Source organism: Gynurincola endophyticus, from assembly GCF_003991195.1.
Lineage (GTDB): Bacteria > Bacteroidota > Bacteroidia > Chitinophagales > Chitinophagaceae > Gynurincola > Gynurincola endophyticus.
The window spans coordinates 252,178-265,371 of the sequence record NZ_RCWL01000004.1; the positions used below are offsets into that span (position 1 = coordinate 252,178).

Consider the following 13,194-nt stretch of genomic DNA (forward strand, 5'->3'; position numbering starts at 1 on the left):
TTTTCCGTTCTTACCTCCCACACTCCATTCAGTTTATTACCGGTAGTATACGATAAACGAATGTAGGTTATGAAACACCAGAAACAAGAGCATCACACCAATCAATATCCATCGTTTATATACAATTCCGAAACTATAAGAATCGGAGATGTAAATGATTCCCGTCATCCAGCATAAAGGAGTTAACGATGGAAGAAGAAGTCCAATTAAAGAATTACTCAAGCCACTATCGGGATAAATGATATGCAGGAGCCAACTCAGCATGTAAATGACCAGACCGATGCCATATATCCACCAACCATATTGGCGGTAAGGATAACGATTGCGTAAAGGGATGAGGAAGATGAGTATGAAAAACAGCAGCCTGAAAATACTTTCACCATAGGTGATCCATAAGGGAATCGCCTGTTGGAAAATTGCAGGTTGAAATACTTCAGGAAGTTTACCGGCCATTATGATATTCCAGACTAATACAGGTAAGCTTAATAAAAAGCCATTGAGGATATAAGGTTCTATTTTTTTCAATTGCGACTGATGATCTATGTTTTAAAAAATATGGCCCAAAACTAGCAGATATCGGGTGAATAGTGATCAGTGGAAGAATCCACAACATATTCACCTCCGGGTAAGAAAGACTCTTTAAATGAAAAAATTTATTACTTTAGCGAAAATCATTATACAAAAGGTAACTGACAACCAGATCATTACTTCGCTTAATAGACTAAATCGATAGACTTTACCCCTTGATTTTTAAGCGATTATATTTTAGACAATTTATTTAAAGCGATTTTTACCCGTTTTTCAACGCCCTCGTAGCGTTGTGAATCTGTTAAATCTAAAAATAAGTGTTTAAACAATGAATTTGGATTGTATCTTTGCCTTGTTAAAAACAACAAATCATATATGAAAACATTTAATGTATTAGTACTTGCGGGTGCTGTTCTTTTCGCAACAGCTTGTGGAAACTCAAATGAAGCTTCTGTTAAAGATGCACAGGAAGTAGCTGAAAAAGCAGGATTTGCTTACGGAGTAGACTTACAAAACTCTATCGTAAACTGGAAGGCGTTTCATAAAGGTGGTTTTGCACCACGTTGGGGTACTCTTACCATTAAAGATGGCGAAATTACTGTAGCTGAAGGTAACTTAACTGCTGGTGATTTTGTAATTGATATGACTACCTTAACAGTTGATTCTGCTTCTGTTTCTGAAGCTGGAAAAAAACACACTGATTTACAGAATCACTTAAAAAGTGCAGACTTCTTCCAGGTTGATTCTTTCCCAACAGCAGAATTCCAGGTTACTTCTGTTACTGATTTAGCTCCTGGTGCAGCAACCAATGCCATTGAGGGTGCAAATAAAACGGTTAGCGGTAACTTAACTTTATTAGGAAAAACTTTAAATGTTACTTTCCCTGCTAAAGTTGCTGTTGATGATACTAAAGTTACTGTAAACGCATTATTCACTGTGAACCGTACTGACTGGAATCTGAAATTCGGTACTTCTGAAGCTGATCCTGCAGAGTGGATGATCAGTAAAGATATCGAAGTAAGTTTCAATGTAACTGCTTTGAAAAAGTAATTTTTTGGCGAAATAAACTATAGCCCCTGCACCCATCATGGTGCGGGGATTTTTTTATCTGTTTTATGCTAAAGATGCAAAACAAAAACATTCCTTTCAATGCAATACTAAAAAACACTGCTTACTTTACAGGCGGCTTTATTACCAATCAGTAACTTTTACAGATTAGTGCAATCACCAACACTATTTTTTCTTTTTTTGTTTTACTTCATACGCATTTACTATTTTTTGTAACACTATACTCCACCATCCGCCTTCATAGTGTTACGTAACCGTCTCCCTTTATACTGTTTACTTGTGAATCGCTCTGCTCTCAACAATGCCCACTCAGCGATGTTTATAGAGCTTATACGATACCCCAGTCGGATAACACCCAGATGTAAATACATTCCGGTGTATCCAATATACCTGCATGCATCGGTACTCTATTATATACGCAGTAACAAGAAAAAAAGATTAAAAAGTTATGGTTTTACCGGTTACCAAACAGAAACAAAAAAGCTTACACGTAATACGATGTAAGCTTTTTAAAATTTTAACTGATCAGGATATTATGCATTTGCACGAATCACTTCCATCCCTTTATTCCAACGGATCAAAGCTTTTTCCAATACACCTAAACTTTTTGAAATAGCTTCTGTAGGTTGAAATTTCTTTTCCTGAATCAACTGATCCACATTTGGAATATGTACTGTTTCCATTAAAGGAACCACTTTTTTACTCATCAGATCTCCCTTCAATTTGTCAGCAGCACGCACACCCGCAAAATAACCTCCGCTGTAGCTAACAATGCCAGACACTTTAAACTGCCACTCAAAAACCAGGTATTCCAATGCATTTTTCAAAGGAGCCGGATATGTATGATCATACTCACCGGTTACCATTACAAATGCCTCAGCATTTTTCACCTGCTCGCTGAATACTTTTGAATGCTCCAGTTCATATTTTTGTAACCTCGGATGATTTACTTCATTCATTAATGGCAGATGAAACTCTCCCAGATCTAATAAAGTAGCTTCAAATGCTTCATTCTGATTTAACTGATCTACCACCCACTGTGCTACTACGGGTCCTCTTCTACCAGGCCTGACCGTTGAAGAAATTACTAATACTTTCATTATATGGTTGTTTTTAAATAAGTCAATAAATTATTATCTGAATGACAGGCAATACTTTAAAACGGCTCGTGCAAAGTAATGCCCAGCCCGGGTGCTGTAGGAACAGATACCTTTCCCTGATTGTATTCTATGCCGGTGGCAACATCTTCATTCAATAACAAAGGACCATCCATATCTACATAATCCAATGCCGGTAATAAATGAGCAATAGCAGCCGAACCAATAGTTGATTCATTCATACAACCCACCATTACTTTCAGATCTAAAGATTTTGCCTGTTTAATCATTCTCAATGCAGGAGTTAGCCCTGAACATTTAGTCAGTTTAATATTGATTCCATGAAAATGTTCGAGGCATTTTTCTACATCCTGTTCAAATACGCAGGACTCATCAGCTATTAATGGTAAAGGAGATTCTTTATATAAAACTTTCATTCCCTCCCAGTTATCTTTTGCCAGAGGTTGCTCTACGAATTCAACGCCCAGTTCTTTTAACTGAGGAATTTTATACAGTGCCTCTTCAAGTGTCCACGCAGCATTGGCATCTACTCTGAATACAGCTTCGGTATTTTCCCTTAAAGCTTTTACTGTTTCAATATCCTGTGGTGTGCCTACTTTAATCTTATAAATCGGCCAGGGTTTTTCCTTCATTTTCTCCACCATTTTATCTACGGTATCAATACCGATGGTATAATCGCAGATGGCCATTTCTTCCGAAGGTTTAAATCCCCATAACTCGTGCAAAGGTTTTCTCGTGATTTTACCGAACATATCCCAGGTAGCGATATCTAAAGCGCAAACCAAAAATGGATTCTGTGGTAACAGGTGATGCAGATAATGCCAGTATCTCTCAGGTTCGGTAAAAGCAAATTTTTCGATAAACATTTTCTTTTTCTCAATGTCTTCGATCATTTGCTCTACCGTAATATTGTAATAATTGATTGCCGGAGCTTCGCCATAACCTCTGAAACCTCTGAATTCTATCCGGCTCAGTAAGGATGGCTGATGTGTTTTCGTACCTTTTGAAATAGTAAAAGGATACTTAAATGGTAAATTAATCGATCTGTACGCAACGTTCATCTTCCCGATTTTTCACCAAATATACATGCTATTTGATGGATCTCCGGCCCGATAAGCGGATTTTTTCGGTTAATTTATGCGTAAATGAAGTGTTTTTCTGCAATTCTTCTATAGATAGATGCATTCTGTATTTCCAGTAATAATTTGGAATTGCAGGAACATTGATTCTTTCTTCTTCCGGATGAACTCTTCTGATAGAACCGTCCATACCCAATAAATCCTGAATCTGGAAAATTGCCCACATTGCCGGAGAGTAAAAGTGCTGATCAATTATTTTTTCATTGATCCAGTCTTCGCAATAGAACGGTGCATCGCCGTACTCATTCAGAATATTGTTATAGAACCTTTGTGTTTTCTGTAAATCTTCTTCCCACCAGCCGCGAATGGTACTCATGTCGTGGGTAGACGGAGTTACTACAGACAAGTAAGGAGCATCTTTCGGATGGAAAAATTCGATCCCTGCTTCTTTAGGCATACGCTGAATCTCGAGACTTAAAATCCCTAACTGTTGCATTACATCAGGAACACAATTTGGCACCATACCCAGGTCTTCGCCACAAATCAGCATATTGGTAGCTGCCTTTAACGCAGGTAGTTTATTCATTGCCGCTTTTCTCCAGAATTCATCCTGGCGTTGAAAGAAATAATAGTTGTACAAATGCTCCAGCTTCGCCTGAACGTCATGACTTAGATGCTTAAACGAATAAGTATCTCTAATACCAAATCTGAAATGATAACGACCATTTTCTTCAATAAAAATCAGATTAGAAATCAAATCATACAAACCTTGTTTGATTTTTTGATTTTCTTCTGTTGATTCGAGTTCACTAAAATGAGCTTCAACTTTCCGTTGTGTATTAAATTCTTCTTTTAACTGATATTGCTGGTGGTGGTTGGATACAAGATATTGCTGAAATTTTGATTGATTCGGACCAAACATATCCCACAAAACGGCGTCACTGATATATGGAGAACAGAATCTTTCATGACTAAACCAGCCGATCTGCGCTTCTATTTCATTTTGCTCTAAAGGCAATGCCTGCACAAAGTATCCCAGAATTCCTTCAACCGAATGCATTGGAATGCTCCAGATACGGAAGAAACCAAGAATATGATCGATTCTGAAAGCATCAAAATAATAACTCATCTGGTGAAATCTTTTTTTCCACCAGGAGAAGCCGTCCGCTTCCATTTTTTCCCAGTTATAGGTTGGAAATCCCCAATTCTGACCTTTTACTGCAAAATCATCCGGAGGTGCACCGGCCTGCATATCCATATGATAAAGATCCGGTTCTATCCAGGCGTCTACTCCGTAACGGTAAATACCTATCGGGATATCACCTTTGATGATAATTCCTTTTTCGTGCGCATATGCTACGGCGTCAGACAACTGACTGTGCAGATGATATTGAACGAAATAATGGATAGCAATTTTATGATGATGTTTTGCTTTTGTATGACTTAGCTTCTCTATTTCACTTTCTGTATACACAGAATGCTCAGGCCACTGGTTAAAATCAGGAGTTCCATATAAATCTCTCAAATAACAAAATGCAGCATACGGTACCAGCCAATGTTCATTTTCTTTAAAGAAACTTTTATACTCTTTAGAGTCAAAACAGCTTTTATGTTGTTTATCGTAAAGCTGATGAATAATATCCCATTTAAACTGCATTACTTCCTCATACCGTACTTCAGCAGCTTCATTCAAGACCTGTTTTTTAGCCTCGTAAGGTTCTACCAGTTTATGATACTTACTACCAGCCAGTTCAAATACATCCAGGTATAAAGGGTGTAAAGCAAAAGCAGAGATAGCTGCATATGGATAGGTATCCTTCCAGGTGTGTGTGGCAGAAGTATCATTTACCGGTAACAACTGAATCAGTTGCAAACCGGTTGTAGCACACCAGTCAGCCAGATTTTTAATAGAGCTGAACTCCCCTACTCCGAAATTGCTTTCGGTTCTTAAAGAAAATACCGGAATAGCAACACCGGCTCCTTTAAACTCATCATTTTTCATCTGCACAAATCCATCATGCACAATTGTAAGATCTTCATGCTGCTCTTCGTGCAGCAGTCTGTTATCGCCCGGTTCATAAGCAACAAACTGTTGTTGCTCTATATTGTATATACCGTATTTATATTCCAGCGGTAATTCATATGTAGAAATGGACAATGCCAACGTATACCAGTCACCTTCTTTCTGAAGAATAGCCGGTTGCTGTGTATCCCAGTTGCCTAAAGTATTACCGTTACCCAGTAAACATACCACTTCATTCTTTTTCAGTAAAGGAGCTTTTACTTTGAAAAGATGAGTAATTTTTTTATTGAGTTTTTGTTTTTTAAGATGGTAGTTGTTAACGGGCAGCAGGTATTCCTGAAAAGGATTGGTAAAAAATGCATTTTCGATAGTTCCGGCATGGTTCCAGGTATCAATTACCTGAATAGAATGATGCGGTAAATCATGTACCGGAATCAAACGGTCATTACCCCATTCCTGAATGGTTAAACCGCTTTCATTCGTTAAAATATATTTGTATTGAATCGGATCTTTGATGGAATTGGCATCCACTTCAATTTCTCCGTACCACAAAGAAGAATTGTACCACTTTAGGGGAAGAGCTTTGGATACCGTATTATTGCCTAACGCGTCTATATTTCCCATTACAGACAATTGCTGTCCGTAAAGGGTACTAAATCTCACAAAAAAATAAATCTTCATTTTCAAATGTTTATCGTCAAATAGCCCCCGGTTCCCCAGCAGGCAAGCAATATCTCACGAAAATATACAAAGTGTACTAAATACACAATTAATTTCTCAGGAATTACAACTAATGTGGGAAATTCCTGCTTTTGTGTTTACAAATTTTTAAATTAGCTACCACAATAATCTATAAGACAATGTATATCAATTATTTAGAATCATGATTTTACAAAATGAAAAAACTTTTGAAAATTTTTCATTACTAAGTATATGATTATTACCTGTTTAGCCTTACCTTCGCACAAATTTAAAGTTCTAATCATGGAAACATCTAAAAAGTCTACTGGTCTATACTGGTTTTTGTTTTTGCTATCGACAGCAGCATTTTTATTCGCATGTTTTGCGCATTGGGAGTATTTAACCATGATTATTCCTTTCGTTTGCACTTTCTTTGTGAAAGCGCTGGACATTATCTAATCAGTATATCTCAAAATATTAAAAGCCTCCTCAACTTTGTTGAGGAGGCTTTTTTATATCCCGGGTAGTGTGACACACTACCCAGGTCTTATAATGAAATATCTATTCCCTGTGTTAATCGCATAGCAACATCTCTACCTAATCTTCTGGCAGGAATATATCTCGGTAAAGCTTCAAAAGCATCTACCACTTTCTCATTAATGAGCTTGTTTCCCCCTTTAGTAACTTCTGCAAAAACAACTTTCCCTTTCTGATCTACAATGTACTCTACAGTAAGATAAGTTTTACTGAAGCTACCGCTCATATGAACCTTCATGTCATTCGATAACTTATCCAGAAACTTTTGAAAAGCGGCATATCCCCCCTGAAACTGCGGTAGCTGATCCACTACTTTAGAAATGGAATCTTCAGGAAATGTATTGATTCTTACCGGCGACTCTACATGCACCGGAACAATCGGTTCGTTGATTCTGATAAATGTTTCTTTTAACGGTTGTACTACATACTCCCCCCTTCTGTTTACCATTATCAATGGCAGGTCAGCATGCATATTAAAGTAATCGTAAGCCTCTTTCAGTGGCTGTACAAAACTTCTGTATTCCGGATAATTACGCGCATAGTTATTCAGGTAATCAACACTTCTTTTTACATCAAACCTGATCGGAAATATATGAACCGGAATAAAGTCTTGCCCTTCGTTGATCGCGTGAGCTGCCAATATATATAAATCTTCAATCTGATTATCCGTAATCGGAATACAACCTGTTGTAACGCACGACCCGTGAATATAAATATCACCACCGGGTTGATGCGCATCGCTTAATACTTTATCACTGGCGTTTGGATAATTGAGTCCTAACGACAAATGATACATGCTTTTAGGATTGAATTCATTGACGTAGTAAAATCCTTCCGGCACCTGAAAGTCACCCTGTAAACGTTTAGGACCTAAAGTACCGGCCAAAGCACAAACTTTATAAGTTTTGAATAATTTAAACGATTCGTTTTTCTGGTACTTTACCCATACTTCGAGCTCACTATCGTATTTAAAAGAGCGGATATAAATATAGCGGGCAGGCCAGGCAAGATTCTTATCACTAAACTCTTTCTGTAAATTTTGTAATTTCTTATAATATGCCGCATTGATGCGCGGGAACTTTTTTTGATATTCAACAAAGTTGGCATTGGCAGCTGCCGTTCCTTGAGAAAACGAGAGGAATGGCAACACCACCAAACAACCCAATAATACTATAAATAAGCGCATTCCTTTATTTTTTGCTGATTTAAGCTTAAAGATACTCACAAAGTTCAAAACATTTTGCTAATTAACAGAATATAGAAATCGTTTAAAAAACAATATTATTGCCCTTGTTAAACAGTTTTACAGTGCGGGTAACTTTTGTATTTTCAAACTAACTTCAGATTATGCCTTCGTCACTTCTGTATCAGAACTGAATTTTTTAAAAACCGAACAAGCGATGTGTCCGCCAAAACCGAAGGTATTGCTAAGAGCAATGTTCACGGTTTTCTCTTTTGCGTTTCCCAGAATAATATCCAGTTGATCAACAAACGCGGGTTCTATAACTGTTGAATGAATGGTCGGGGGAATCGTGTTTGTTTCTACTGCTTTAATACAAATAATTGCTTCTATGGCTCCTGCGGCTCCCAAAAGATGCCCTGTCATTGATTTAGTCGCACTGATTGAAACACCTGCATTTGGTCCGAAAATCCTTTCAATCGCTTTTAATTCACTCAGATCACCCATCGGTGTGGAGGTGGCGTGTGCATTTACATAATCGACCTCTCCGGCAGTGATGCCGGCATCTTCCAAAGCAAGTTTCATTCCTAAAAACGCTCCATCGCCCTCAGGGTGTGTTCCGGTAAGATGGTAAGCATCGGCAGCCATACTTCCACCCACAATTTCTGCTATGATGGGTGCATTTCTTCTGACGGCACTTTCATAACTTTCCAGAATAACCGCTCCGGCACCTTCACCCAGAACAAAACCATCTCTGTTTGTATCAAAGGGCTTTGAGGCCTGTAAATAATTTTCATTGTTCGTGGAAAGCGCTTTTGATGCATTGAATCCGCCAATAGAGCTTTCGGTAATTGACGCCTCAGAACCTCCGCTGATGATCATATCAGCTTTTCCCCAACGGATGTAGTTAAAAGCATCTACCAGCGCTGTATTACTCGCCGAACAAGCGGATGCGGTCGTATAGTTAACCCCGCGCAATCCATATTTAATCGAAATAACACCTGATGCGATGTTAAGAATACGTTTAGAGATAAAAAACGGGCTAAAGCGTGGAATACCGTTGCCTGCTTTAAACTCCCCCACCTGTTCTTCAAATGTAGAAACACCCCCATCCCCCGAAGCCCAGATAACACCTACACGGTCACGATCTATTTTACTGAAATCAATTGCTGCGTTTTCAATTGCCTCCTGCACACTTGCCAAGGCATATTGTGTAAAAAGGTCGTACTTTCTTACTTCCTGCTTTTCCAAATATAAGAGAGGATCAAAATTGCGCACTTCACAGGCAAACTTTGTTTTAAAATGAGTGGTGTCAAACCTGCTGATTAATTTAGCACCACTTTGCCCGGCAATCAACCCTTCCCAAAATTCATTCACGCTATTTCCTAAAGGAGTAATTGCTCCGATACCTGTTATAACGACTCTTTTCATTGTTTAATTAGTTAGTGAGTAACTCTTTTTTAATGGTTTCTTTCATCAGATTAAAATCTTTATCCTCAGTAACCCGGGATAACTGAACAATTGCAATCATGTTGGTGATAATCAATAAAGCTTTTGTACGTGGGGCTTCCGAAAAATGAAATTCCTTTTTACACCTGCCCTCTTCTAAAAAATCTGTCACCCAGTTTAACATCACTTCCGAAAAATAGCGGAGTTTATCCTGTACCTCCACATCAAGTGTATTATAGTCCGTTGTCAGTGATCCCACCAAACAAACCTTATTGTGTTTTTTGATATCATCATAAATCAAAAAAAAGCGATCTAGCTTTTCAACAGCACATTTAACGGCAAATGCCTTTTGTATTTTTTGTAATTGCTGAATATGATATTCAATTACAGCTACTCCCAAATCGGTTTTCCGAGGAAAATAATGATGAATAGAAGGTTTCCGGATACCTACCACATTGGCAATATCTACAAAACTGAATGCATTGTATCCTTTTGCACGAATCAGCTGATCTGCCGTTTGAATAATGTGGTCGCGGGTAGTCATCTTTTTTTACAAACATACAAACCTACCAGTAGGTAGGCAAATATATTTTAAAAAACACTTATAGCATTGATTATCAATTTCAAAAAGAGTTTTAGATTGTTAAATGAAGTATATTACTCAATCGTGTCTGGTAAAATTAGCCTTTCTCTTTCCGGATGTTTCGAATAAAGACATTGTGCTTGTATTGAAAAGTTTGTTATACCATAAAAAAAAGCTGTGTAGTATCAGATACTGCACAGCTTTTTTATATACTAAATGTCAGACTACATCTTACAAGTTACCGCGTTTTTCCTGCTCTCTTTCCAAAGCTTCAAATAACGCTTTAAAGTTACCTTTTCCAAAACTTTTTGCTCCCTTACGTTGAATAATTTCGAAGAACAAAGTTGGACGATCCTCAACCGGTCTGGTAAAAATCTGTAACAGATAGCCTTCGTCATCGCTATCCACCAGAATACCTAATTCAGCAAGTGGTTTCAGGTCTTCGTCAATCTTACCGACTCTTTCTTCCAGATCATCGTAATAGCTGGTCGGAATACTTAAAAACTCTACTCCTCTGCTTTTAAGAGCAGTTACTGTTTCAATGATGTCATTGGTGGCTAAGGCTACGTGCTGTACTCCTTCACCATTATAGAAATCGAGATATTCTTCTACCTGCGATTTTTTCTTTCCTTCTGCAGGTTCATTGATCGGAAACTTTACATAACCATTACCATTACTCATTACCTTACTCATTAAAGCAGAGTACTCTGTAGAAATATCATTATCATCAAAGCTCAGGATATTTCTGAAGCCCAGCACCGTTTCATAGAAACCTACCCATTTATTCATCTGGTTCCAGCCAACATTACCAACGCAGTGGTCTACATACTGTAAGCCGGTTGAAGTCGGATTATATTCAGATTTCCATTCTACGAAACCAGGTAAAAAAACACCGTTGTACTGGCCTCTTTCAATGAAGTAATGTAATGTATCGCCATAGGTTTTGATAGCACTTACCACTACTTTTCCATGTTTGTCTTCTAAAACGGTTGGTTCCATTGCAGACTCGCCACCGCGTTTGGTGGTTTCTTTCCAGGCACTGGTAGCGTCTTCTACCTTTAATGCCAGCACTTTCACGCCGTCACCATGTTTGTAAATATGATCAGCAATTTCATTGTCAGTACGTAAAGGGGTTGTAAAAACAAAAGTCAACTTGTTTTGACGAACTGCATAACTGGCTCTATCACGCACACCTGTTTCCGGACCGGAATAAGCAAGCGATTGAAAACCAAATGCTGTTTTATAAAAATGTGCTGCTTGTTTGGCATTACCTACGTAAAACTCTACGTAATCGGTACCGTGTAATGGCAAAAAGTCTGTATGCGCAGCAGCCTGCATACCAGACGCAATCGGTGTAGACATATTTGTATGATTTAAGAAAAAGCTAAAAAAAGTTATATAGCCAAGGGAAATAAGAGGTTAGCTTAGTGAATCCATCGCTAAGCAAAGCATAAGCAGGCAATAATTATTGCGCTCATCAGGGAAACATTTATGTGCGAAATCAGGTCGCATAATATGAATGTACGTCAATTTATTCAAATCCACAAAAATCGCGTGTTAAATCAAAAACAGGATGTTTGATAATGAAAAATGAAGAATGAAAAATTGAAATTGTACAATAACTCTTTGTAATTGAACATAACAAATGATATTAATTTCAGGAACTGCGTAGCCGTTATTAATTATTAATTTTTAATTGACCTACGTACCCGTTTTCAATTTTCAACTTATTTAATTTATTATATAACACAGCCTGTCAGCCTTAAAACTTATAACTTATTCTCCTAATTCTGTAACAATCCCCCCCTCTATTCTGCTGATTTTTGCAGTTCAATAGCTTATCGCACTGAATCAAATTCATTTCAATGAAAAAAATTTTAATCATCGGCGGCTACGGAGCAGTGGGCAGTATTATCACCCGCCACCTGGCAAAACTTTTTCCGCATCAGATCATTGTTGCCGGTCGAAGTATTCAAAAAGCACGACAGTTTGCAGCAACGTTAGACCATACAATTATTCCTCACGAACTTGATTTATCAAACCTGGCTTCTACGGATATATTCAATGATACCGGTATGGTCATTATGTGTATCGACGATCAATTCGTTCGGGTAGCGAATCTTTGTGCTGACCTTGGTATTCATTATATTGATATTACTGCCAATCAAAATATCATTTCAAAAATTGAGCAACTACATTCCAAAGCTATACTTAATAAAAGTAGCATGTTATTAAGTGTAGGCCTGGCGCCGGGTATTACCAACCTGCTTGCACAACATTGTACAGAAAAGCTGAAAGAAGTTCAGGCGGTGGATATCTCTATTTTATTGGGATTGGGAGAACAACACGGAGAACATGCGTATAAATGGACTTTTGACAATATTCATTCTTCTTATTCCTTAAAAAACGGTGATCAGACAACCCTTGTAAAGAGTTTTACTCAACCGAAAACAACAGAACTGATAGGAAAACGCCGCTTTTATCTCTTTAATTTTTCAGACCAGCATACTTTATCAAAAACTACATCCATTCAAAAGGTAACAACACGTATGGCTTTTGATTCAAGGTTTCTTACACAAAGTATCGGGCTATTAAGAAAAACCGGTATTACAAAAATTTTTACCCGGGAGAAAATTCAACATTTCATGATTGCTTTATTCAGAAAACGAATGATCGGTTCTGATGTTTTTGCAGTAAAAGCCGAAGCTGTAAATGCTTTTAATGAAAAATATGCCTGTAGCGTAAAAGGTTATGGTGAAGGAAAGATGACTGCATTTTTTGCAGTACAAACTGCTTTACTGATGTTACAGCAATCAGCGCCATCCGGTGTTCATCATTCGCATAGATTCATTCAAAACATTCCCGGTTTTTTAACAACACTACAAACATTTGATGAGAACATTCAAATAGAATTTTAACATCAACCCATAAAAATCCGGTTGCTGATA

At 37.7% G+C, this 13,194-nt stretch carries 10 protein-coding genes; 2 read left to right on the plus strand and 8 right to left on the minus strand.

Annotated elements, in window-relative coordinates; all coding sequences use genetic code 11:
* Window positions 1-36 precede the first annotated feature (36 nt).
* Window positions 37-525: a hypothetical protein gene (locus D9O48_RS10035; protein WP_126972838.1), complete on the minus strand. Its 489-nt coding sequence runs from the start codon at window positions 523-525 to the stop codon at window positions 37-39.
* A 378-nt stretch (window positions 526-903) separates the two neighbouring features.
* Here D9O48_RS10035 and D9O48_RS10040 point away from each other — a divergent pair, with 378 nt between their 5' ends.
* Complete coding sequence (locus D9O48_RS10040) at window positions 904-1,578, plus strand: YceI family protein (RefSeq protein WP_126972839.1); 675 nt, start codon at window positions 904-906, stop codon at window positions 1,576-1,578.
* Between the two features lie 551 nt (window positions 1,579-2,129).
* Here D9O48_RS10040 and D9O48_RS10045 read toward each other — a convergent pair.
* From D9O48_RS10045 to hppD, 7 genes are all read right to left on the minus strand, one after another.
* Entirely contained in the window at window positions 2,130-2,696 is a 567-nt protein-coding gene (locus D9O48_RS10045) for an NADPH-dependent FMN reductase (protein ID WP_199750546.1), read from the minus strand.
* Window positions 2,697-2,752: 56 nt separating this feature from the next.
* Window positions 2,753-3,775: a dipeptide epimerase gene (locus D9O48_RS10050; protein ID WP_126972841.1), complete on the minus strand. Its 1,023-nt coding sequence runs from the start codon at window positions 3,773-3,775 to the stop codon at window positions 2,753-2,755.
* Window positions 3,776-3,803: 28 nt separating this feature from the next.
* On the minus strand, window positions 3,804-6,497 hold the full coding sequence (locus D9O48_RS10055; RefSeq protein WP_126972842.1) for a 4-alpha-glucanotransferase: 2,694 nt from the start codon (window positions 6,495-6,497) through the stop codon (window positions 3,804-3,806).
* A gap of 547 nt (window positions 6,498-7,044) precedes the next feature.
* On the minus strand, window positions 7,045-8,220 hold the full coding sequence (locus tag D9O48_RS10060; protein WP_126972843.1) for a L,D-transpeptidase family protein: 1,176 nt from the start codon (window positions 8,218-8,220) through the stop codon (window positions 7,045-7,047).
* Between the two features lie 159 nt (window positions 8,221-8,379).
* Window positions 8,380-9,645: a beta-ketoacyl-ACP synthase II gene (gene fabF / locus D9O48_RS10065; protein ID WP_126972844.1), complete on the minus strand. Its 1,266-nt coding sequence runs from the start codon at window positions 9,643-9,645 to the stop codon at window positions 8,380-8,382.
* Window positions 9,646-9,652: 7 nt separating this feature from the next.
* On the minus strand, window positions 9,653-10,207 hold the full coding sequence (locus tag D9O48_RS10070; protein WP_126972845.1) for a TetR/AcrR family transcriptional regulator: 555 nt from the start codon (window positions 10,205-10,207) through the stop codon (window positions 9,653-9,655).
* Between the two features lie 270 nt (window positions 10,208-10,477).
* Window positions 10,478-11,608, minus strand: coding sequence for a 4-hydroxyphenylpyruvate dioxygenase (hppD, locus tag D9O48_RS10075; RefSeq protein WP_199750547.1), 1,131 nt, complete (start codon window positions 11,606-11,608; stop codon window positions 10,478-10,480).
* 503 nt (window positions 11,609-12,111) lie between these two features.
* On the opposite strand from hppD, the gene D9O48_RS10080 reads away from it, so the two are divergent.
* Window positions 12,112-13,164: a saccharopine dehydrogenase family protein gene (locus D9O48_RS10080; protein ID WP_126972846.1), complete on the plus strand. Its 1,053-nt coding sequence runs from the start codon at window positions 12,112-12,114 to the stop codon at window positions 13,162-13,164.
* The last annotated feature ends 30 nt before the right edge of the window (window positions 13,165-13,194 follow it).